This is a genomic window from Paenibacillus sp. fava2 (genome assembly GCF_058313675.1).
The window spans coordinates 4,114,563-4,137,051 of the sequence record NZ_CM177755.1; the positions used below are offsets into that span (position 1 = coordinate 4,114,563).

The window sequence follows — 22,489 nt, forward strand, 5'->3', positions numbered from 1 at the left end:
AAACAGGCCGCGATATCCCTTAATCTATATAAGGAATCGCGGCCTTTAATATTCGTCCCAAGCTATCTAACTTCAACAGCAAACACCGCCGAGGTCTGATTCAGCATGTATCCCCCGTCATCCGTGGTCCAATTGGCAGTATACAGATAGTAGTAAACGCCCTTCTCTCCGGGTGCTGTAAACACGCCATCTGTTAAAGTAACCGGATCATATGCATTACCATCGGTGACTTTGGCTACTACAACACTTGACGGCTGCGGCTCATAATTCAGGACGGTATCGATTCTTTCACCCGGCTGAACAACGGTCAGTGTCTGGCCGTTATACATCTGCTCACCAATGGCAGTATCTGCACAGCCCAGATAATCCCAGCAATAGCTGGCCTGTACAGCCGGAATCCCCGCAGCTCCAGCCGTTATTACAGGTAACGGCGGCTTTGCCCTGTAGGACCTATCTGCTTTGGTCGATGTCTCAACAGCAGATGTATCCGCTGGCTTAGCCGACGAAATAGGTTCAGCAGGCTTGGTTGTCTGCTCCGGCTCTGGTGCCGGCGTGCTATGTATTGGATTATCTGCTGTGTTATGCCTGCTGCATGCAGATAACATCATGACAAGCAGAGCAATAGAAAATATTTTCAGGTATATTTTCACAGTATTCACCTCACCCTGTATAGACGAATGAATTGGTAAAAAGTTGCTTTATATCTTTTCCCTGACATACCTTTTACGTTTCCTGCCGGTGTGAATCGTTTCAGACTGTTCGCAGCGGGTTATGGATGGAAGAGAGCATACCAATATTTTTAACGAGAAGGAGAGATAAATATATGTCTGATTATAACAAAATCGTACTGGAGCCAGCTGCCCTGCAATTTGCGAATGATAACTCGGAGCCTCCTTTTCTGCCTGACCTTGGTCCGGAAAAAGGCCGGGAAGCGGTTAACAGTGTTCAGTCAGGCGAAATAGATAAACCAGCGGTCGACATTCAGGACCTTACCGTCTCTGGCGGTCCCGGCGGTAGTGTGCCCGTGCGGATTATCCGTCCGCTGAACAGAGTCGGTGACGACCTGCCGGTCATCCTCTATATTCATGGCGCCGGCTGGGTGTTCGGCAACAGTCACACCCATGACCGGCTCATCCGTGAGCTTGCAGTCGGTGCTGAAGCTGCAATCGTTTTTCCTGAATACAGCCTGTCCCCGGAAGCTAAATACCCTACTGCTATTGAAGAAATCTATGCCGTTCTGGAGTGGATTTCAAAGAGTGGCGGTAAAAGTGGGCTGGACAGCGGTAATGTGACCGTAGCCGGTGATAGTGTCGGCGGAAATATGACAGCTGCCATTACCCTGATGGCGAAGGAGCGCGGCGGACCAAAGATTGCCAAGCAGCTGCTGTTCTATCCGGTAACGGATGCAGCATTTGATACGGAATCGTATCATCTGTTCGCAGAAGGCTATTTCCTGCAGCGTACAGGAATGCAATGGTTCTGGGATCAATATACAACTGACCCCGAAGAACGGGCGCAGATCACCGCCTCTCCCCTTCGGGCCAGTCTGGAGCAGCTGAGCGGTCTGCCGGAAGCGCTGATTATTACCGGAGAAGCGGATGTGCTGCGTGATGAAGGCGAAGCCTATGCCAATAAGCTGCGCGAAGCCGGTGTGCCTGTAACAGCAGTGCGGTTCCAGGGCATCATCCATGACTTCGTGATGCTGAATGCACTGGCAGATACCGAAGCGAAAAAAGGCGCCTTGATGCTGGCAACTGCCTGGCTGAAGAGCTAAATCTCTCTTTATACAAGTGATTCGTATACAGGACAAAGACAAGCCCGCATTCGGAGAATAATCCGTGCGGGCTTGTTGCAATCGGCCGAAGATTGACAACAAGAACGAAATACGTCCCCACTGCCACATTTTTGGCCGTTACTTTCTCTGGGTATAAAACTCCGCAGCCTTCACCAGCATATCCTTCAATGAACCGAAGGAGGTTGTTTGGTTCACATGCTCATTCAGCTGATCTTGGGGCAGGGATTTCAGGTCCTCCGCTGAGGAGCCCGTAAAGCCGCCGCTCTGCAGCAGCTCCTTCAGAGACTGAAACGGAGTGAATTGTTGCAGGAACGAGCTGGACAGCAGCTGGTCGACCGGAAGCTTTTGTAACAGCTGATCCAGCGGAAGCTGGTCAAGCGGAAGCTTTTGCAGAAGCTCGCCGATATTACCGTCTTTGACTGAATTCATAAGGCCCTGAACCTTATCGCCCAGTCCTCCGAGATTAAAGCTCATGATTGTTCCTCCTCTGAGTTGTAGTTGCTTTTTAATTACCCCATTCCGTTAATTGCGAAAATAGGTAACATATATATTGTTATGTAAACTTTAAATATATTTATTTCATAATCAAACAGCAACTAATCGCCGTATCCGGGGGTCAATAAAGTATAATATCTATCAAGGAGTTGATCCCTGTGTCCAAAACCACTCTTGGGCTCGCTTTGCTGCTGGCCGCCGGCCTGCTTACATACGGCCTTGTCACAGCTGCGCATGAAAAGAGTTCCAGCCAGAACACCCAGAAACCTAATGAATTTACAGAAGAAGCAGCTTCGGCAAAAATAATGCCAACACCGTCTCCGGAAGCTGTCACACCCCTTCAGGTTTTATGGGAAGCTGACACGGACGGCACCGGCATGTACTCGGATGATCCGCCTGTCTCAAACGGCTTTTTTTACTATTCACACAATAATACTCTAAACGCCGCCGGCATCTCCTCCGGGACAATCGCCTGGACCTTAGAGAACGTCAGAACGCCAGAAATCATCACTGATAAAGCTATTTATACTATAAGCGGCAGTGATCACCTCGTTAAGCTGTCAGCGGACACCGGAAAGCAGCTCTGGAGTACGCAAGTTGCCAAGCAGCCTATGGAAGTAGGCGGACACGCCCGCTTGAGCGGTAAGACAATCCTGTTTGCTAATGAAAGCGGCGGTGTAGCCGCCTACGATGCTGAAACAGGCAAGCAGCTGTGGTCAAATCCCGAGATTCCGATGTATGCCGGCACTATTCACGGTGAGCATAATGGGGTACTGATCGTGTCCAGTACCATTGATAATATACGCTCGCAATACTTTGGTCTGGACCCGGCGACCGGACAGCAGCTGTGGCGCACGGAAGGCATCTTAAGCCCGGTTGCAACACACGAAGATGACATGATACTGCGCGAGACGGCTGCTGAGCAATACATCCCCGGGGAACCACCGGTATCCGGTCACCTCCTGAGCCTTGTAAGGCTGGATTCTGCAACAGGAAAACTGACCGGACAAGAAAAAGTTCAGCCGCTGGAGGATGTACGCATGATGGGTAGCAGCTTGGCCCTAATTGAGCAGCCCTATATCTATACGGTTGACGGCAAGCAGGATCAAGCGGAAAGCTATCTTACCCGGTTTACACTGGGTCAAATCAATGGCTCAGGCGTCAAAACCTATGATAATTACGGCACATGGGTAGCTGGTCCTGTTGATGGCATGGCCTTTTTCAGGCAAAACAATGTGCTGTCCGGTGTTCATCTGGCGGATGACCGGACCGTTACCTTTGCAGCTCCGGCCAAGGGGCTGACTCTGATTCAAAAGCACGAGAATGCTGTATTTGCCAGCTATGATAACGGCAGCTTCATCATCATGGATGCCAGTACCGGTGCCATAGCCGGTAAATTAGATACCGGGTTAACCTACACCTATTTCGGCGATATCATCATCTCCGGAGCAACCGCGCTGGTGCGTTTTGAGAACAAAACCTTTGCACTGGAAATGCCCAAATCGTTGTTATCATAATAAACAAACCAGGAGTCTTATAATATGCCCTTAACCTTTGCACACCCGGCAATCATTTTACCTTTCTCACGCAAAAGCACTTATGTACACTTTTCCGCCATGGTCCTCGGAAGCATGTCACCGGATTTCGAGTATTTTGTCAGAGGCAGGCCTGTCGCCGAAATTGGGCATACCTTTACCGGATTTCTTGTGTTCAATCTGCCGCTGGTTGCGGTCATCTGTCTGGTCTATCATTATTTTGTACACCGGACTTTGATGAGCCATCTGCCGCACTTTCTTCAAGACACCTACACACTTAGGACAACTGCAGGTTCTGTAACCCGGATATTCGTCTTCATTTATTCAGCACTCTTCGGCATGCTTACGCATGTGGCCTGGGATTCCTTCACCCACAAGCAGGGGGTTATGGTGGCTAAATTCCCGGGATTGTTCAACCATATCTTCAGCGTCTACGGCCATGATATTCCTTTATACAAATTCCTGCAGCATGGCAGCACAGTATTTGGGCTTAGTCTGATTTTCGGATACCTGGTTCTCAGGAGCCGTTCCGGTAGGCAGGAGCCTTCCAGCAAATCCGCTAAGCAAAAATATCTTTTCTGGTCCGCTGTATGCCTGTTGGCCGGTTTCCTTTTGCTCCTCTGGTATTTCGCTGCACCAGTGTCCCTATCAAGCTATGGCGTACATGTGGTAAGGATCGTTGATACCTGGTGCCTGGGTCTGCTCGGTGTCTGCCTGTTTCCCAAATACCGCCAGAACCGGATCAGCAGCACATAAAACCAACACAAACAGGACTTCCCTCAGGGAAGCCCTGTTTTGCTTCTCTCTACCTTAGCGCCCGCACGAACCCGCCGATTCTCCGGGCAGCTTCCGCCAGCTTCGACTCATCCTCCACCAGCGCAATCCGCACAAACCCTTCGCCCTGTACGCCAAAAGCATCCCCCGGAATTATCGCCACCCCGGTCTTGAGCAGAAGCTCCTGTGCAAACCGCCGCGACCGCCCCGTCTGACCGGCATAATAATTCTCCGGAAGCGGCGCCCAGATAAACATCGTAGCCTTCGGGCTAGGTACAGCCCACCCTTCCTCAACCAGTGCCTGGACGAACACATTCCGTCTGTGTTCATAGAGCGGCGCAACCTCCAGCCGTTCATCCCCCTGCATCGCCAGCTCCAAGGCAAGAACTGCCGCTTCCTGCACCGGGTTGAATACACCGTAATCCACATTGCTCTTGAGTTCCCGGAGCGCCCCTACCGCTGCACGGTTACCAGTCATGAACCCAATTCGGCAGCCGGCCATATTAAAGCTTTTTGAAAAAGAGTGAAACTCCACTGCCGTATGTATCGCTTCAGGCACCTGCAGAATACTTAACGGCCGATAACCGTCAAAGCCCATCTCTGAGTAGGCCAGATCATGGATGATCAGCACCTCCCACTTTAGAGCCAGCCCTACCAGCTTCTCCATGTAAGCATAGTCCGCCGTAACCGAAATCGGATTCCCCGGGAAGGCAAGCAGGATAAACACAGCCTGCTGCCATACCTCGTCCGGAATGCTGTCCAGATCGGGCAGGAAATCATGGTCTGCAAGCAGCGGAAGCGGCCAGGCCTTCACACCGGCAATAGCGAGTGAGCCTGAATAAATCGGATACCCCGGGTCAGGCACAATTGCCAGATCCCCGGGATTGCATACGGCTAAGGCCAGATGGGCCAGCCCGTCCTGGGAACCCATCAAAGATACCAGCTCTTCCTCCGGATCCACTTCTACGCCAAACCGCCAGTTCATCCATTTTGCAGCCTGTTCGCGGAACTTTGCGCTTCCTTTGGAAGCAGGATAAGAATAACTGTCATCCCGGAGCACGGCTGCACTCAATGCTTCACGGATCTCCGGGGCCGGGGCCTGGTCAGGGCTGCCGATGCCAAGGTCAATAACCTCGAGTCCGGACTTTCGTGCCTGCTCCTTCCATTCTGCCACCTCTGCAAAAATGGATGAGCCTAAATGGGAAAGCTTGTCCGATCTCCACTTTTGGACGGAGCCTGAATTGCTGGTTGTCATATCTCTCCACCTGTCTGTTTTTGAATCATTATAGCATGCGGGGTGCAGATAAGGATGCAGTGCATTGCAACTGGTCGATAATGGTAAAAAAACACTTGATTTAAGCTGGAATGTTGTCCGCGAACGGTTATTAAAATCGATTTAAACAAAAACAGCGTATAATTTATGTTATACGCTGTTTTTTCAGGCCGGAATTGCCTGCTTTTTGACCCAAAAGACGTACTTTTAAGCAAAGTGATTCTCCTATAAACTCCTCAAAAAAATGGAAAGCAGGCTTTACATTCAGCAGCTTTAATGATATTTTAATTATGGAAAGTATACTTTCCATCCTTTCACAGTGAGGTGATCCTTTGAAAAACAGGCTGGAGGAAATACGCAAGCAGCATGGCATTAAACAGGAAGAGCTTGCCGCAGCGCTGGAGGTATCCAGACAGACGATTGGCTCACTCGAAAACGGAAGATACAACCCTTCCATCATTCTGGCTTTCAAAATCGCCCGTTTTTTCAATCTGTCCGTTGAGGAGATTTTCATCTACGAGGAGGAAGAGAAATGAGAAGATCACCAGCTTTTTACGTAATACTGCTGTTCGTCGGGATCTGCGCAATTGCGGCTAGTTTCTTTTTTAACAATGAGGAATTTAAGGCTGTCTCGGGTACGTTGATCGGCATCGGGGCCGGCAGTGCGGGGGTCAGTATATCCAATCTGTTCATGATTCGTGCAGCACGCAAAAACCCCGGGCTTGAAAAGCAGGCCATCATTGATTATCACGATGAACGGAATACGGTAATCCGCAACCGCGCCAAAGCCAAGGCCGCAGATATTACCCAGTGGCTGATCATGGCGATCGCCTATGTTACGATCCTTATTTCAGCTCCTTTATGGGTGACACTTGCTGTAGTTGTTGTTTTTCTGATCTACCATTTCATGAGTCATTATCTGATGGTCCATTACCAGAAAAGCATGTGAACAGAGCAGCGCCAGCCCGCAAATGAAAGATAGTCCTGCGGCTGGCGCTGCTCTACTTCAATTTTTAAGCCGCTACTTCCATAACCGGATCACCTTCACCAGCTCTTCCCCGTTAAAATCCAGCCTGTACACATCAGGTTTGGACATGTTTAGCAGGAAATCCAAATCGTATATTTTGTCATAATGATTCATGATCAAAGTCATTACGGCCCCATGTGTCCCTAAAGCTATCTTTCGTCCGTTATAATTTTTCAATAACTCTTTTACGACGGCTATAGCCCTGCCCTGACAATCTGCATTAGACTCCCCGCCCGGCAAAGCAAAATCAGGATCGACAAAAGACAGCTCCAATAACGGGATTAGCTCCTCATCAGGCAAGCGCTTGTCTTCATTCAGGAAGATTCTTTCTTTAAGGTCTTCGTATAATAACACCTCTTGGCCACTGGCCCCAGCCAAATCCTCAATGGTTAGAACGGCTCTTAAATAAGGGCTCGAGACAAAAACCTCTATCGCTTCTGGTTTCAAGATTTCCGTAACTTGCAGCGCATCCCTCTTTCCTTTTTCCGTTAAACCTCTGGTTCTTTCGTTATGGTTCCCCTCTTTCGTTGGTGATTCACCATGTCTTACCATATAAATCGAAGTGTGCATTTTCTTCCTCCAGTACTCCAGTTTTCCGGATAATTAATGAATTACAACCCTCACACTATATTAGAAATAACTGGAATGTCAAATATACGAAGTAATAGTCCGCAAGGGACAGGCATAGGATAGGGTATTACGAGTGAAGGTGGGAATACTTATGTCCAAGAACAAACGCGGCAAAGCACTCTGGCGGATGCCGTCCCGCAGCAGAGGAACCTGTCCAATCTGCGGAAGCACACGGATAAAGCTGCTCTATATCGGTAAAAGCGCCGACGGCGGCAAGCTGGATGTCTGCAAAAAGTGTGACGGCAAGCAGGCGGTCTAACACATTTTCGCGAATATGATGCCAGCTGTAAAAAAGCACTTATAACAAAGGGGAGCACCGTCTCGTACGGCACTCCCCTCTTCTTTATCCGGTCAGGTCAAGTCCTGCATTTCTCTCCGCGGAACCCAGTTACGGACACCGTTATCCTCAAGAATCCCTAAGGTCACATCCGAAATATGCGGATCAGCTAGCAGCTTGTCCCTCACCTTAAATTTGATGTCATCGGCATCAGCCAGCGTCAGCCCGGTCTTGAGCTCGATCAGGCCTTCAACATGGTAGTACCGGCCTTCCTGCAGAATACGCATCTGGAAAATGTCAGTAACCTGGGGCTCTTCAAAAATAATCTTCGCTACCTTCTCCTCTATTTCCGGCGGAGCCGCTACACCAATCAATCCAACCATATTGTCATAACCGACACGGAAGGCTACCCCGATCATCATAAACGCAATCAGGATGCTTGTGATCCCGTCCAGCAGATGGAAACGGGTCAGCGCAGTCACCAGTACAGCAATCAGCGCCAGGAATCCCCCGGTTGTTGCAACAAGGTCCTCGTAAAAAACAAGCCGGGTCGGCGGTGCGGCCCGTTTAACGTTTTTGAGTGAGGCTGTAAACTTGCGGAAGCCTTTGGCTTCCACACGGGCATCGTGCAGCACTTCATTCATCGCTTTCACCCAGACAAAGGCATCTGCTCCGATCGACAGCACCAGTACAAGAACATTGATCCAGTAGCCGCCTGCCTCTTCAGCCGGATGCCGCAGCAGATGGAAGCCTTCGAGCATCGTTTCATAAGCCATAATAGTAACGACTATTACCGCTATCATACAGAACAGGTTAATCACACGCCCGAAGCCGTCCGGGAACCGGCGGGTCGGCCGCTTCTCTGCGAGTACACTGCCGGTAAAAACGAACAGCTGATTAACAGCATCAGCGATCGAATGCATCATCGTGGCAAACATCGAACCGCTGCCGGTCAGCGCAAAGGCTACTCCTTTAACAACAGCGATGCAGGTATTGCCGATTGCTGCGGAGCCTGAAGACTTATTTCCTTTCTTGATCAAGCTTGCCAGACTTTCCGAAATTTCTGCCATAGGTCATGATGCCTCCTCACACGTTTTGCATATGTATTTACTTAACCTAAAGGGTCAGATTTCTATCAGGCTTAGCCTGGCCTTTGTTTGGTTCTTCTTTCTAAACTCATAAAGCCCACACCCAAATCAGGCGTGGGCTTCAGAAGGTAAGGATTATCCATTCTATTATTCGGTGCGATAGTACAGGCTGATCAGGTTTGTCCTACCCAGTCTTCTCCCGCGATGCTTCGCCAGATGCTGCGGATCTCCTCGTACTGGTCAGCAGGCAGTGCGCCTTTGCTGAGCAATCCGGCATTCTGCTGCCAGCGCTCCGGCTTGGTGGTTCCGACGATAGCGGTATGCACACCGGGTGTGCTGAGCGTAAAGCGCAGGGCCGTCTCCACACTTTCCTCACGGTCGGCCAAGAAGCCGTAAGACAATTCACGCAGCCGGTTCCAGTAGATAAAAGGGTATTCGCTCTCGTCCATACTCTCAAACATCCAGGCTGCATTGGCAATCGGACGTTTTGCGGTTACGCCCATGTTTCGTTTAGCCGCTTCGCCCAAGGTCAGGTCAATGGCTTCCTGATCGGCGATATTGACCGAGATTTCCAGACTGTCAAATACGCCGGTCTGCACCGCATACAGCGCATCCTTCCGGTCACCGCTGTAGCCGATATAACGGGTCTTGCCGGCCTGCTTGGCCCGCTGCAGCAGTTCAATGACCGCCCCGTCGCGCAGCACCTCTTCCCGGCAGCTATGCAGGTGAATCATATCAACATAGTCGGTCTGAAGGCGCTGGAGGCTGCGGTCAATACTCTTTTCCAGCAGAACCAGATCCCAGTCCGGATAATCCATACCGGCGGAATGGCCGCATTTGGTGAACAGATAATAATCGCTGCGCCGTGAGCCCAGCGTTTTACCGATAAGCTCCTCACTGTTGCCGTAGCATTCCGCTGTGTCAATGAGATTAAGCCCGGCGTCCACTGCGCTTCCCAGCAGCCGGTCTACCGTTTTCTGGTCCGAGCTGCCGATTTCAGAGCCGCCGAAGCCCAGTACACTTACTTCCATGTCCGTATTGCCGTATTTGCGTTTTTCCATAGTAGTTTCCTCCTTTAGCGGTGGGTATGAATTGGGGGAGCCGGGAACTGTCTATGAAGCTGGCACATCTTATACATTATACCCCCCGGTGCAAAAAGGAAACGTTATGGACGGCCGCCAGTCTACGGAAAGCTTGACTTAACCCACAATTTGGAGATATCCAGGAAGCCGAAGGAGCCGGTATGCAGGCCAAAGAGGCTCTGATTAAGCTGGGCTCTTTTGTTCAGATGACAGCCGTACAGCACCCATGCCTGATCCCGGAGAATGGATTCTGTCTGCTGCAGCAGACTGCTTCTGCTATCTTCATCCAGTCCTGCAAAGCAGTCGGCGGCCTGCCGGATTTCCGTAAGCTGGTGCTCCAGCAGCAGTCTGTGCAAATGATTTGACCGGTTAACAAAATAATTAATCATTCCCCACTGCCAGTCATCCTCCAGCACCTCCTCCGCAAAAACAAAGTCTGCCCTCCCGATAATTTCATCCAGCTGAAAATCCTTATATTCCAAGAGACTTAGTCTTATACCGGCGGCGGCTCCACGCTGCTGCAGCCATACAGCCTCTTCACGCTCCTCTTTCTTGGCTGTATGGGCAATTGTGATGACTTCGCCGTTGTAGCTGCTTAACTGCAGCTGTTCCCTGATTAGAGCCATCTCGGGTTCGGTCCAGTCCGTCCGGCGGCTTACCCAGGGTAAAAAACTGGCAGCCGGAGTAAGCCGGTTCCCGCCCAGCTCATTAATCAAGGCAAGCGGATGATACAGCAGACTCATGGCCTGACGGAAACGCGGGTCATGCTGAAGCCCTTCTTTGCGGAAATTCGTAAGGATATATCTGCACCCTGTAGCCGGATAGTCAATGCTGTTATTGGTACAAAGCGCCGGCGACGGTCGGATCTCCCCTGCTTCAGGCAGCTGGTACTGGCGTACACTGGCCCACTTATCCGGCAATGACCATATCTCTACCCGGTCAAGCAGCGGACGGATTCCGTAATAATCATCGAATGCTGCAAGCTCAAGCACATCATCGCTCAGATTGATTACCCGGTAAGGTCCGGTTCCTGATGGACGGGCAGCATTAAACTCCTGGTCGTACGGCAGAACCGACATATAAACGGAGCTAAGTGTATGCAGAAAAAAATGGTTCGGACGCGTCAAATCAAACCGTATACGGTGATCTCCTAGCAGCTCTATACCGGCTACGTCGCGGAAATGCCATATCGCCGGGCTGTTCTTATCCTTAAGCCGAAGCAGCGTTTCCTTTACGTCTCTGGATGTCATAACCCGGCCGTGATGAAACCGGACCCCTTTGCGCAGATAGAAAATGTAGCTGGTATACTCCTCATTCGTTTCCCACATATGGGCAAGGCCCGGGGTGAAGCTGCCGGTGGAAGCCTCGTAGGACAACAGGGTACTGTATATTTGCCCGAGCAAAAAAGCCTCAAACGCGGTATACACAGAAGCGGAGTCCAGCTCCTCCATCTGCCGGTTGCTGATGATCCGCAGGACGTCCAGACCGGTTGTAGATTCCGCTTCACTGTGGTAGCCCATCTGCTTGTTCAGAACGGCCAGAAGACGTTCCTTCAGCGGACTATTCACCTCGGGCAGCCCGATCAGCTCGATCCCCTGCTTGATTTTTCCGTTATTGATCAGCTCCAGCAGCTGCTCTTCCAGTACATCTTCCATACTGCGCAGAAAGGTAATAGCCGAGAAATGGCCTCTGCCTCTGCCGGGCCGCCACTGAATCAGCGCCTTCTCTTCAAGCCTCCGCAATATGAACTTGACGTTGCGCGGGGTGCAGCACAGCACCTCCGCCAGCACCTCAATGCTTGCCGGAAGCGGCTCCTGCAGTCTGGAGAGGCTGTTGAACCCGGCCGATATGCGAAGATAGTGTACGATATGGTTATCCATTGGGTATGCTCCTGTTAAAGGTGAAAGGATAGGGGGAAACCTTACACTTTTCTTTCCCCCTTTTAATATTACAATCATTATATATGACACCGCCTGAAATAGGCAGTCCTCAAAATTCATCCAGCAGATTAGGAGATCCCCTGACTTATGAAACAATATCTACAGCACATTCATCCGCTCGCCTGGACCATTATTATCGGGACGATGTTCGGCCGGCTGGTTACCTCCATGAGTATTCCGTTCTTGTCTATTTATCTGACCCAGGTGCTCGGAGCTTCACCTACGCAGACCGGTTTTACCGTAGCGGTCAGCTCACTTGCCGGCGTGATGATCAGCTTCTACGGCGGTTATATCTCCGATGTGATCGGCCGCAAAATCGTTATGCTGGTCTCCGTTTTCGGATGGGCTTGTGTCTTCTTCGGCTTTGCCGCGGCCCAGCATTTATGGGTCTTTTTCCTTGTTAATACCTTGAACGGGATCTGCCGTGCAGTGTTTGAGCCCACCTCACGGGCCATGCTGTCAGATATTACTCCGCCTGAGCATAAGCTGCTTGTGTTCAACCTGAGATATGCCGCGGTTAACCTTGGCGTGGTATTCGGCCCGATTATCGGCCTGCAGCTCGGCTCTGCCGAATCGACCTTTCCTTTCGTGATCGCAGGAATCGTCTATATCGCCTACGGGCTGGTGCTGTTTCTGCAATTCCGGATTCACCATAACACACTGCCAGGTCGTTCAGAGGTCACAGCACCCAAACTCAGCACAGCGCTGGCCGTCACTGGCCGGGACCGGGTCTTCCTGCCTGTGCTGCTCGGCACGATTTTCTGCGTACTAGGTTATGGGCATTTCAGTTCCACACTGGCGCAGTATCTGGCGATGAACACTCATTTCACAGACGGCGGCAAGGTCTTCTCCTATATGCTGTCGCTCAACGCGGTCACCGTACTGGTCGTCCAATATCCGATTGTCCGCACGGCAAGCAGGTTTTCGCCAATTGTTCCTTTGATTCTAGGCAATATCTGCGTAGCCCTTAGCATGCTGCTGTTCGGCGTTGCCGGCGGAGTCGGTCTTATGATGACCGGAGTAATTCTGTTCACCATCGGCGAAGTGCTGCTGTTCACGATGATGGATATGCTGATTGACCGGATTGCCAAGCCGGAATGGAAAGGCACCTATTTCGGAACAATCGGCTTCAACGGGCTCGGCGGTGTTATGGCCCCGATTCTCGGCGGCCTGCTGCTGGATCAGTTCGGCGCTTCCAGCGGCCCCGCTGTATTTGTCCCGCTGGCACTGACCACCGCTCTCGGTCTGCCGTTTCTGGTTACCGCCCATAAAAGGCTGAAAGCCAGAGAATTGGCAGAGGCCAAAAGCTGTGCATAACCCGGAAATTCACCGCACACAAAACAGCGGCAGCTCAGGACCTCATGGTCCGGGGCTGCCGCTGTTTGCGTTAAATAGATTCCGTTCATATGAGCTTTAGGACTCCAAAGCTTTTCCGCATCTCGGGCAAAACTGGTACGCTGCGTTAGTCACTTTACTGCCGCAATAAGGACAATAACTTAGGGCGTTATCATTTTCATGGGACTCATGGTTAGGGTGATCCGAATTTGCTGATTTTTGAAAAAAGGTGTCCAGAGGATCAGGCTCTTCATTTCTGTCTGTAATGTCCATCAGTGACATCCGGTTCTTCCCGGTCGCGTTCTTAAAGTGATATATCCCCTGCACTACAGCCAGCCCTACAAAGATAACACCGAATGCTACAAAAAATACCGGCGCACCCATCTGCGCTGCTCCTATCGTCCAGAAGACGCCAAAAACTCCTACAGCAATACTCCCGATTGCATTCATGCCGGAAGGGCCGCGGCCAGGCTTAATGCTTTTCAGCGGAAGTCACTCCTCTCGTCTCAAACTTGCTAACCAAACCGTGAAATGGAATAGATACCCATCCATGTTCCGCACTTTTCAACCAATGTATAATTTTACCTCCGTCTGAATGGATAATCAATCAAAAGATATTTGAAATCATGATCCGCCACCGGTAAGGCACTACGTTGCCACTTTATTGTTTACATAATATTATATATGTTAACCAATCCGGATATTCATTTTTCCGTCCAGGAATTTCCACTACTAAAAGTACATTTTTTGCAAAAGCTTAATCTTCTCCATTATGTATTCCCTCAGTATTATGGGCTCCAAAACCTCAATATCACCCGGCAGCTGCATCACCTTGTCGCAAGCCTGTTCATAGCTGTACATGTTAACGGTCAGAATAAAAGTCTTCTGATCTGTCATGCTATTCATTACCTCCAGCCGGTTAACCAGCTCAGGATGAGGTTTGTCCGACCGGAGAGTTACAGGATAATTCTCCTCAGCTCTGCGGTTTTGTCTAAAATTCTTCTCCGTACCGCTCCAGTATCCCTCCAGCGAAAAATCCGCAGGAATCGTATATCCTTCTTCCAGTTGTTCTGCCGCCGTAATCCGTTCACATTTAAACGTACGCAATCCTTGAGCCGCTTCACAGAAGCCGACCAGATACCAATCCCCCTGCTTTACCACAAGCCCGTAAGGCCGCAGCGTACGGTTGGAACGTTCTCCGTTAACCTTACGGTATTCCACTCTGAGCTTATGAGAGTGCCACAGAGCGGCACGGAGCTTCTCCAGAAAAGGAATTGCAGGACGCTCGTTCCACCACGGCGTTTCATCGAAGTAAAAGACATTTTTGGCCTTGGTAATATCCTCACGGTAATCCGGCGGCATTATCTTTTCCAGCTTCAATAATGCGTTCTTGAGCTTCAGCGTGGATTCCTTCTGAATGCCCTGATGAAATCCCAGACCGGTTAAATAAAGATGGATCAGCTCATCCCCGTTCAACTGGCGCAGATTGACTGTATAGCCCTCCATGAGGGAAATCCCTCCGTTCGGTCCGGTAGTGGTCACGATAGGTATTCCGGCTTCCGCCAGCACATCGATATCCCTGTATATGGACCGAACGGAGGTTTCCAGAGCAGCTGCCAGCTCATTTGCCTTGATTTTCCCCCGGGATTCAATCAGCAGCATAATAGCAATTAACCGGTGTACACGCACAGCCATCAGCCTCTCAACCTTAGTTCTTGCCGTTCTTCTGTCAATAAGAGCTTATATATTCAATGTATCAGACCAAAAGAACGGTTGTAAACAAACTTCAGGCAAAGCTTCCGGCCGGAGCCTTTATACACTGTAGAGCTGAGTTTGCGGGATCACTTCTTTTACCGTGCTTGCACTTTCCCAGGAGAGCTTAACATTAGCCTGTGTATCCTGGTTGTTAAAGTACTCCAGCTTGATGCGATGCTGCTTACCGGCGGCCAGCACTGCAGTTCCGGACACCTCCTGTGTTCCATGTACCGTCCAGTCGTCAATGATCAATATATTATCAATCCAAAGTCTGATCCCATCAGACGACTGGACATAGAACGTATACTCCTCATCATGGATGCCTTGCACAAAACCGGTCCATCTTACTGTCATGTTCCATGAATTAATGGTAGTGCTGGATGTCCAATTGAAATGAACAGTCGGCACGACCTTGGTAACCTTCAGCGTATTGAAGTTCTGGCCGAAATAGTAGTTTCCTAATATACCGTCAGCCGCTGTGATAGGCGGAACAACGACCGGTGTAAAAGAGTCCCCGCGGTTCAGCGCAAACGGATGATTATAGACTGTCTGAATCACTGCATCGGTATTTTTGTCTGTCAGATAACTGCCCCATGTCATGAACCACGATAATTTGAACTGGCGGAGGCTTGTCCGGGTCATGTCCGGCAGCTGCCCATTCTCTGTTACGCTGATAATCTTACCTTCTGCCAGATAGAGCAGCTCGTCGTAATTGGAATAGTAATAAGCATTGTCGTAGATATCAAATCCGAGTGCATCCGCCCGGTTGTGCCCGACATAGTAATCTCTGGCAGGCTTGGTCCACTCATTGTTGGCATTTGCACTCCATACCCACAGGAGGTTGTTAAGTCCATGATAACGGGTATACCGCTGATACATGAGCTCCCATAAAGCATTGAAATTCGTTTTGTCTCCCCACCAGAACCAGTCACCGTTCATCTCATGATAAGGCCGCCAGAGTACCGGAATCTTATAGTCTCTAAGCTGCTTTAGATAGACAGCCACCTCGTCAATGGCAGCAAGAAAGGCTGTATGAAGAACCGTCCCCGGTGTAAGAATCTGGTCAAACTCAGCCGGGGTGGTGTCACGTTGAACATTGGGCCATGTCAGGGCAGTTCCCGGATACACCTGATGATAGGTAGCGGTAACCATTCCCCCGGCATCATATCAAGCCTTGGCCGCAGTGACAATATTTCCTCTCTGCTCAGCCAGAAGCGCTTCATTCTGGCCGCTGATGCCGCCAAACTCAAACCCCTTTAGCATGGGCCGTTTACCCGTCTTGTCATAAATTTGTCCGCCATAGTTATATGGGTCTTCTATATACTCATGCTGACCGGTTAAAATCCGTTTGCCCTGTACCGAATACAACAATTCCAGCAGATCTTTTGCTTCATCACTTATACAAGGATTAACAGGCTGCCTGAGCAGCTCCCTATAGCTGGCTGTCCACGCCGGGTCCGTAACTGTAGATTTCACCGCACTGATCATCTGCCACATTCTATCGTTTCTATCCATTCCCACCACTCCTCATCGGAAAATATCTATATAAAGGCTGCCGAACCGCCGGATTTGGGATACTGAAGACTAGATAACATCTCCATAACGGGAACGTTTGTTCGTTTTATTTTTTATTTTACCATATATATCCTTGAAAGCAAGAGTAAAACTTTGTAATCTATCCCGCCATTTTTAAGAGGGAATTCTGACAACTATCTGTAAAAGTTCATGTACATTTATGCCACTCTGTTGTCAACAATAGTTATTTATTATGGTTGTATAACACAAAAGGAGCTGTTAATGATGAATATTGGAATACTTGGGACCGGGTTTGGTGCTTACCATGCCAGCCTTTTACATCAATCTGGAGTTGCCGGACGCATAGTCGTCTTTGGACGAAATGAAGAAAAGCTGAAGAAATTGCAGGAAGAGTTAGGCGTGGAAACCAGCACCTCGATTGAAGAAGTAATTAATGACCCCGGCCTTGATATCATTGACATATGTCTGCCCTCAGCCTTACATAAACAGTTTACTTTGATGGCGCTTGAAGCCGGGAAGCATGTATTCTGTGAGACGCCGGTCTGCCTGACGGCCGAGGATGCGTTAGCCATGAAGCGCGCTGAAACCCATTATGAAAAAAGAGTACTGGTCAACCAGTTCATCAAATTTGACCCGGCCTATCAATATCTGTATGAAGCCGTTCAGCAAAAAAAATACGGCCGCCTGTTAAAAGTGAGCCTGATCCGAGAAACCCCGCCTTTGTGGGGCAATTTGGGACTGGATAGCATTACGACCAACCTGATGATTCACGAGCTGGATTTTATAGACTGGCTGCTGAACGGCGCTTCTGCAACGGGTGTCTGGGGTACTCAGGACGCAGAAGCAGGTCAGGCACTGGTACAGGCCACCTTCAACACACCGCAGATTAATGCGCAGGTTACTGCAGTCTCATTAATGCCTTCGGCCTATCCGTTTACTGTAGGGTATGAGGCTTATTTTGAGCACGCCAAGCTGGAATTTTATGAAAAAGATGATATGCAGGGCGGCATAGATACTGCTCTTTACGTATACGGGCAGGCCGACCGTCAGGAGATCCCGCTGGACAAAGTCAACCCTTTTGAACAAAGCCTGCGGCATGCTCTGGAATGCTTCAGGGACGGAACAGAATCCGTACTTTCGTTGAATCACGCCCTGTCTGCTATTAATACAGCAATTGAGCTGAAAAAACGCCTATCAGACTTGCACCATTAGCAGCCGACCGATTTTATCTGGATATTTAGATTTCATTGTCAAATGTTTCGTTATTTCCGGGAGGGGTTATCCCCTTCCTTTTTCATGTTTTTTGTAGTTAGGGAGTGCAGAGGTTTATCCGTGGAGCAGTTTGTGGCAGTGCGAACTGTATATTTGGGGTTTATTAATGTGAATTTTTCATATGTTGAAATAAGGTAAATAATGAGAAAAATCGGTTGAGAAGGTCGCGTCCCAAGGTGGTATATTATGGTGTTTTTACATCGAAAAAATCATGTTAACATATTTATTGTTATGTTAACTAATATTGAGGAAGTTGTTTATTCCTTACCTCCAATTTCCAATTAGCTCTATTAACAGAAGGATGGTTAACATAACTATAGCTATGTTAACCTGTTGTGGAAGCTTCCCTCTTCTTCCCACGGAAAATCAGCTTAAACAGCGGCGGAACGGCAAAGAAGATAAAAAACGTCCGGAACAGCTGATAACCCGCCACAGTCGGCAGATCGGCCCCTACTTCATGGGCAATCAGGCTCATCTGATCCATCCCGCCCGGTGCCAGGCTTAACCACGCAGTAGAAACGGATACCTCATCGAAATAAGCAAACAGCAGGCTCATTATGTAAGCACCGCTTATCAGCGCCACACTGCTTAGAACGGCCAGCAGCAAGGTTACCAGCTTATTATTCAGCCTGCGCGGATCGAGCAGCAGCCCTACGAACACACCTATCATCAGCTGGGCCGCATTCAGCATCAGGTCTGGCAGTATGGGGCCGGTAAGTCCGCTGAGCTGGAGGACCGAAGTAACAAGGGCCGGACCAAGCAGATAGGCTGTGGGAAATTTCACCTTCTGTCCGGCGACGGCACACAATGTGCAGGCAAAGGCGTAAATAAAGAAATTCGGGTATAACTCCCGCAATGAGGGTGAGACTGCCGTTACCAGAGGTATAACCTCTTCCGAACCTGTGCCGGGCCCAAAAAGCGGACTGAATATCAGCAAAGGCACGCAAATAATGATCATCATCAGGCGGATAACCTGAATAACGGTCACAACCGTGAGATTAACATCATCTGATTCCTCTGCCAGCACAATCATTTGCGTCAGGCCGCCGGGTATGCTGCCGAGCAGAACCGTTTTATAATTCATTCCTGATATTTTGGAGACGATGACAGCAATTCCAGCACAAAAAAGCAGCAGCAGCCCCGTAAGCAGCAGCATCGACGGCAGTTGTCCTGCTATTTCCTTCAGTGCAGGTGCGGTCAACGAAAGGCCGATCGTATAGCCAACAATGATCATCCCGCTGTTTCGGAGCGGGCCGGGCCAGGTGTAGTACTGCTTCTTCAGGTTAGCACCGATCAGAGTTGCGATCATCGGTCCGAGCAGCCATGGAACCGGCAGGCCCAGCAGTATAAACAGACCTCCGCCGGCAAGCGCAGTGGCTAGTGTAACCACCATTTTAAGCGGACCCGGAACCATTTTTGATTCTTTCATATTAAACCTCTCTTCCATTCAGCCTGCCTGAACTGTATAGCGTTTATGGGCAGCACAAGCAAAGCCTGCAGCCGTAGCTGACAGGCTTTGCTCTCGGAGCAGGCGCAGCATGTTTGTTATTTTTTGACTCCGGCCGCATTAACGGTACTGAAGTATTGGCTTGGATTGCCCTGCCGCGAATTAAAGCGTTCCTTGAACTCATTGTTCGTGTACGCCCCGATTACCCTGTGCCAGAAATTGCGGGCCGGTGTATTCGCGCGGATCTGCGAGACCTTCCAGTCTCCCGGGAACATATCAAACAGCCTGTGTGCTGCCCATGTGCCTACCCCGCTGCGGCGATACTTCTGCATTACGAAAAATTCCGTCATATAAAACTGCCCTTCCGGGTCCCGCAGCAGGCGGTCCACCAGCGCAAAGCCGGCGATGTTTCCGTCCGCAGTAAAGAGATAAGCAAATTTATTGTTACCGCTGCTCCAGTAAGCTTCAAGGCCGGGATAGGCCGGAAAATTGCCCTCACGGTCCACCTGAATATCCAGATAGCGGGTAAAATCATAAAGATAAAACTGCATCAGCCTGCTGATAATCTGCTTCTGCTCCTTGGGAACCAGCTCGATTCCAAGTTCCATTAGGCTCACCTCTGTGCTTCACGTTTTACTACACATCATATAACTTTATGATAAAATAGACAAACGCCGGTATACATACAGCCTATATTTTCTAATTATGCAAACTCAGAAGAAGGTGAACGTCATGAGCATACAAAAAAACAGCGACCGCAAGCATCTGGATCAGCGGGTAGTCCACATGCCATGGTTTGTCCAGCAGTTCATTGACTATAAACGCCCGGATCTTTCCCCTTCCACCCTGCTGGAGTATCTAAGGGATTATGAATCCTTTTTCGGCTGGCTCCGGGCTGAAGGATTGTCCGCTGCGGACAGTAACATAAACATTACTTTGCTTGAGCTGGAGACTCTGCACATGGACAGTATAGTTGGTTACCGTCTGTATCTCACAACCCGCGCTGAAAGTGCCAACTCCCGGGTTACGGTGTCCCGCAAGCTGTCTGCCCTGCGCTCCCTGTTCCATTATTTGAGCCAGATAGCCGAAGATGAGAACTTTTATCCGCTGCTGAAGCGCAATATTATGGCCAAGGTTGAAATCAAGCGCATCCACAAGCCTAAAGATACGGCCGCCAAGCTAAAAGGTAAAATTCTTGAAGAAGAGGAGCTGCTGGAGTTTGTAGGATACATTTATGAAGGTTATGGGCGGGATGTAGAATCCAACAAACAGGCTTACTATTCGTTCCAGCAGAACCGTGAGCGTGATGCCTGCATTGCCAGTCTTATTCTGAACTCCGGCCTGCGGGTATCCGAGGTAGTCAATCTGAACATCGACGATCTGGACATAAACAACAAGCTGCTCTACGTGTACCGTAAAGGCAACAACGATGAAACCTTTAAGACGCCCGTCTATTTCCGGGAGCAAGCCAAAGATGACCTGGCCCAGTATATAAGCCTCCGTCAGACCCGTTATAAAACACCAAAACGTGAAAAGGCCCTCTTTATTGCCCTCCCTAACGGCGCCCAGGAAGGCAAGCGCATGACCAAGCGGGCCATTCAGGAGATGATTATTAAATATGCCAAACGTTTTGGCAAGCCTTACCTGACGGTACATAAGCTGCGCCATTCCTTCGCTACAGACTATTATCTGCAGAATGATATCTACAAGACAAAGGAGCAGCTTGGACATGCCTCAACAGAAACGACTGAGGTCTATGCCCATCTGACTGACAAAACGATGTCTGAAGCGATCGAGCGCCGTCAGGATAGCTAAGGTAAGGTTACTTGTAAGCACTCTGTACTTTTTATTTTTATTGCTGGAGGGAATTTTCGTTGTCTGATAACCAAGAATATATAAATTCTGAAAATGAGCTGCTTCGCCTGCGTGCAGACTGCGGGCAATGCTTCGGTCTATGCTGTGCGGCTCTGCCTTTTGCCCTGTCTTCCGACTTTGCGATGGATAAAGCAGCCGGTCAGCCCTGTCACAACCTGAAGGAGGATTTTCGCTGCGGAATCCATAACCGGCTGAGAGATTCCGGTATGCGCGGCTGCACCGTCTATGATTGCTTTGGCGCAGGACAAAAAGTATCCATGATTACCTACAGCGGTGTTGACTGGCGCCAGGCCCCTTCTACAGCGGCCCGGATGTTTGAAGTCTTCCCTGTAATGCGCCAGCTGCATGAATTGCTGTGGTATATAACTGAGGCGCTTAGCTGGCCTGCAGCGGCTCCTGTCCATGCTGCTCTAACAGCAGCAAAGGACACAACTGAGCAGCTTACGCTGCAGGAGCCAGAGGCCGTGCTAAAGCTCGATATACCGGGCCTGCGTTATGAAATCAATGAGCTGCTGCTGCAGGCAAGCGAGCTAACCAGGCAGGCCGTCCGCAACAGTCTGAAGCCGGCGCCGCCGCGCCAGAAAAACTACGGGCGCGGTGCCGATCTGATCGGCGCCCGGATGAAAAAAGCCGATCTGCGCTGTGTCAGCCTGCGCGGCGCTTACCTGATCGCTGCCGACCTCAGCGGAGCTGACCTGCGCGCTGCCGACTTGATCGGGGCCGATTTCCGGGACACGAAGATCTGCGGCGCAGATCTTTCTACAAGCCTGTTCCTGACCCAGTTTCAGGTGAATGCCGCCAAGGGGGATGCAGCCACCAGGCTGCCCGCGACGCTGACAAAGCCTGATCACTGGTCCGGCCGGAAACCGCACTAGCCTCTGGTCCGCCGTTCTTACTAATTCATAGTTTTACTGATAATATACGGTCGCCCTTACTGGGCGGCTGGGAAGTAACCAGGAACTCAACGTCTTTATCAGATTTATTTAGCATCTGATGCGGAATAAGCGGCTGCACCTCTTTTCCCTCCTGTGAATTAAGGGTATATTCAACGCCAGCAACCTCCAGCGTAGCCGTACCGGACAGCACAAAGAAAAATTGCCGGGACTTCTCATGATAATGCCTTACTTCTGCAGTATTGGCCGGCATCCGCTCATGGATGATACTGAGCTTTTCATCCTGGACTAGATGCCAGCCGTCACACTGATCTCCCCAAATATAGTGCTCTGCATTATGTTTGCTTACTTTCAATTGCAGCTCTCTCCTTTCTATGTACGCCTCATTTACGCAGTGCGGGCGGCGCCGTTTCTCCCCTTAGGGTGTGGCGCCGCCCGTCCTTTATCCCTGTATTAAAAA

Annotated in this window: 24 protein-coding genes; 10 read left to right on the forward strand and 14 right to left on the reverse strand. The window is 50.0% G+C overall.

Annotated elements, in window-relative coordinates:
- Nucleotides 1-62: 62 nt before the first annotated feature.
- The gene (locus tag AC4G46_RS17780; protein WP_491123901.1) at nucleotides 63-608 is read right to left on the reverse strand and encodes a hypothetical protein; all 546 of its coding nucleotides are present in this window, start codon (nucleotides 606-608) and stop codon (nucleotides 63-65) included.
- 215 nt (nucleotides 609-823) lie between these two features.
- Between AC4G46_RS17780 and AC4G46_RS17785 the strand changes: the two genes are divergently transcribed.
- Nucleotides 824-1,774, forward strand: coding sequence for an alpha/beta hydrolase (locus AC4G46_RS17785; RefSeq protein WP_491123902.1), 951 nt, complete (start codon nucleotides 824-826; stop codon nucleotides 1,772-1,774).
- Nucleotides 1,775-1,912: 138 nt separating this feature from the next.
- On the opposite strand, the gene AC4G46_RS17790 is transcribed toward AC4G46_RS17785, so the two are convergent.
- Nucleotides 1,913-2,269 (reverse strand): hypothetical protein, encoded by a 357-nt coding sequence (locus AC4G46_RS17790; protein WP_068725133.1) that lies wholly within the window; start codon nucleotides 2,267-2,269, stop codon nucleotides 1,913-1,915.
- A gap of 179 nt (nucleotides 2,270-2,448) precedes the next feature.
- Between AC4G46_RS17790 and AC4G46_RS17795 the strand changes: the two genes are divergently transcribed.
- Nucleotides 2,449-3,807 (forward strand): outer membrane protein assembly factor BamB family protein, encoded by a 1,359-nt coding sequence (locus AC4G46_RS17795; protein WP_491123903.1) that lies wholly within the window; start codon nucleotides 2,449-2,451, stop codon nucleotides 3,805-3,807.
- A 24-nt stretch (nucleotides 3,808-3,831) separates the two neighbouring features.
- Nucleotides 3,832-4,581, forward strand: coding sequence for a DUF4184 family protein (locus AC4G46_RS17800; protein WP_491123904.1), 750 nt, complete (start codon nucleotides 3,832-3,834; stop codon nucleotides 4,579-4,581).
- Between the two features lie 49 nt (nucleotides 4,582-4,630).
- On the opposite strand, the gene AC4G46_RS17805 is transcribed toward AC4G46_RS17800, so the two are convergent.
- Complete coding sequence (locus AC4G46_RS17805; protein WP_491123905.1) at nucleotides 4,631-5,854, reverse strand: aminotransferase class I/II-fold pyridoxal phosphate-dependent enzyme; 1,224 nt, start codon at nucleotides 5,852-5,854, stop codon at nucleotides 4,631-4,633.
- A 350-nt stretch (nucleotides 5,855-6,204) separates the two neighbouring features.
- Between AC4G46_RS17805 and AC4G46_RS17810 the strand changes: the two genes are divergently transcribed.
- Both AC4G46_RS17810 and AC4G46_RS17815 read left to right on the forward strand, forming a co-directional pair.
- Nucleotides 6,205-6,408 carry a helix-turn-helix transcriptional regulator gene (locus AC4G46_RS17810; RefSeq protein ID WP_068725123.1) on the forward strand — a complete coding sequence of 68 codons (204 nt, stop codon included), beginning with the start codon at nucleotides 6,205-6,207 and terminating at the stop codon, nucleotides 6,406-6,408.
- The gene (locus AC4G46_RS17815) at nucleotides 6,405-6,821 is read left to right on the forward strand and encodes a hypothetical protein (RefSeq protein WP_491123906.1); all 417 of its coding nucleotides are present in this window, start codon (nucleotides 6,405-6,407) and stop codon (nucleotides 6,819-6,821) included. Before AC4G46_RS17810 ends, AC4G46_RS17815 begins: the two co-directional genes overlap by 4 nt.
- 72 nt (nucleotides 6,822-6,893) lie before the next feature.
- Here AC4G46_RS17815 and AC4G46_RS17820 read toward each other — a convergent pair whose 3' ends face one another.
- Entirely contained in the window at nucleotides 6,894-7,469 is a 576-nt protein-coding gene (locus AC4G46_RS17820) for a histidine phosphatase family protein (RefSeq protein WP_491123907.1), read from the reverse strand.
- A 151-nt stretch (nucleotides 7,470-7,620) separates the two neighbouring features.
- On the opposite strand from AC4G46_RS17820, the gene AC4G46_RS17825 reads away from it, so the two are divergent.
- A complete protein-coding gene (locus AC4G46_RS17825) occupies nucleotides 7,621-7,788 on the forward strand; it encodes a hypothetical protein (protein ID WP_167347615.1) in 168 nt (55 codons plus the stop codon).
- 92 nt (nucleotides 7,789-7,880) lie between these two features.
- On the opposite strand, the gene AC4G46_RS17830 is transcribed toward AC4G46_RS17825, so the two are convergent.
- The 3 genes from AC4G46_RS17830 to AC4G46_RS17840 all read right to left on the reverse strand — a co-directional run bounded on the left by AC4G46_RS17830 (nucleotide 7,881) and on the right by AC4G46_RS17840 (nucleotide 11,856).
- On the reverse strand, nucleotides 7,881-8,876 hold the full coding sequence (locus tag AC4G46_RS17830) for a cation diffusion facilitator family transporter (RefSeq protein ID WP_491123908.1): 996 nt from the start codon (nucleotides 8,874-8,876) through the stop codon (nucleotides 7,881-7,883).
- A gap of 191 nt (nucleotides 8,877-9,067) precedes the next feature.
- Complete coding sequence (locus AC4G46_RS17835) at nucleotides 9,068-9,955, reverse strand: aldo/keto reductase (RefSeq protein ID WP_491123909.1); 888 nt, start codon at nucleotides 9,953-9,955, stop codon at nucleotides 9,068-9,070.
- 122 nt (nucleotides 9,956-10,077) lie between these two features.
- Nucleotides 10,078-11,856: an ABC transporter substrate-binding protein gene (locus AC4G46_RS17840; RefSeq protein ID WP_491123910.1), complete on the reverse strand. Its 1,779-nt coding sequence runs from the start codon at nucleotides 11,854-11,856 to the stop codon at nucleotides 10,078-10,080.
- Nucleotides 11,857-12,003: 147 nt separating this feature from the next.
- On the opposite strand from AC4G46_RS17840, the gene AC4G46_RS17845 reads away from it, so the two are divergent.
- Nucleotides 12,004-13,233, forward strand: a complete 1,230-nt coding sequence (locus AC4G46_RS17845) for an MDR family MFS transporter (protein WP_491123911.1) — start codon at nucleotides 12,004-12,006, stop codon at nucleotides 13,231-13,233.
- 96 nt (nucleotides 13,234-13,329) lie between these two features.
- On the opposite strand, the gene AC4G46_RS17850 is transcribed toward AC4G46_RS17845, so the two are convergent.
- The 4 genes from AC4G46_RS17850 to AC4G46_RS17865 form a co-directional block, all read right to left on the reverse strand.
- Nucleotides 13,330-13,737, reverse strand: coding sequence for a zinc ribbon domain-containing protein (locus tag AC4G46_RS17850; protein WP_491128915.1), 408 nt, complete (start codon nucleotides 13,735-13,737; stop codon nucleotides 13,330-13,332).
- Between the two features lie 246 nt (nucleotides 13,738-13,983).
- Entirely contained in the window at nucleotides 13,984-14,946 is a 963-nt protein-coding gene (locus tag AC4G46_RS17855) for a helix-turn-helix transcriptional regulator (protein ID WP_491123912.1), read from the reverse strand.
- 117 nt (nucleotides 14,947-15,063) lie between these two features.
- Entirely contained in the window at nucleotides 15,064-16,158 is a 1,095-nt protein-coding gene (locus AC4G46_RS17860) for a glycosyl hydrolase (RefSeq protein WP_491123913.1), read from the reverse strand.
- 15 nt (nucleotides 16,159-16,173) lie between these two features.
- On the reverse strand, nucleotides 16,174-16,521 hold the full coding sequence (locus AC4G46_RS17865) for a hypothetical protein (protein ID WP_491123914.1): 348 nt from the start codon (nucleotides 16,519-16,521) through the stop codon (nucleotides 16,174-16,176).
- A gap of 285 nt (nucleotides 16,522-16,806) precedes the next feature.
- Between AC4G46_RS17865 and AC4G46_RS17870 the strand changes: the two genes are divergently transcribed.
- Nucleotides 16,807-17,754 (forward strand): Gfo/Idh/MocA family protein, encoded by a 948-nt coding sequence (locus AC4G46_RS17870; protein ID WP_491123915.1) that lies wholly within the window; start codon nucleotides 16,807-16,809, stop codon nucleotides 17,752-17,754.
- 385 nt (nucleotides 17,755-18,139) lie between these two features.
- Here AC4G46_RS17870 and AC4G46_RS17875 read toward each other — a convergent pair whose 3' ends face one another.
- Both AC4G46_RS17875 and AC4G46_RS17880 read right to left on the reverse strand, forming a co-directional pair.
- The gene (locus AC4G46_RS17875; RefSeq protein ID WP_491123916.1) at nucleotides 18,140-19,243 is read right to left on the reverse strand and encodes an AbrB family transcriptional regulator; all 1,104 of its coding nucleotides are present in this window, start codon (nucleotides 19,241-19,243) and stop codon (nucleotides 18,140-18,142) included.
- 116 nt (nucleotides 19,244-19,359) lie between these two features.
- Entirely contained in the window at nucleotides 19,360-19,869 is a 510-nt protein-coding gene (locus AC4G46_RS17880) for a GNAT family N-acetyltransferase (protein ID WP_491123917.1), read from the reverse strand.
- Between the two features lie 124 nt (nucleotides 19,870-19,993).
- Between AC4G46_RS17880 and xerS the strand changes: the two genes are divergently transcribed.
- Entirely contained in the window at nucleotides 19,994-21,076 is a 1,083-nt protein-coding gene (xerS, locus tag AC4G46_RS17885) for a tyrosine recombinase XerS (protein WP_491123918.1), read from the forward strand.
- A gap of 59 nt (nucleotides 21,077-21,135) precedes the next feature.
- On the forward strand, nucleotides 21,136-22,011 hold the full coding sequence (locus AC4G46_RS17890) for a pentapeptide repeat-containing protein (RefSeq protein ID WP_491123919.1): 876 nt from the start codon (nucleotides 21,136-21,138) through the stop codon (nucleotides 22,009-22,011).
- A gap of 25 nt (nucleotides 22,012-22,036) precedes the next feature.
- Here AC4G46_RS17890 and AC4G46_RS17895 read toward each other — a convergent pair whose 3' ends face one another.
- On the reverse strand, nucleotides 22,037-22,384 hold the full coding sequence (locus tag AC4G46_RS17895) for a cupin domain-containing protein (RefSeq protein WP_491123920.1): 348 nt from the start codon (nucleotides 22,382-22,384) through the stop codon (nucleotides 22,037-22,039).
- Nucleotides 22,385-22,489: the final 105 nt, after the last annotated feature.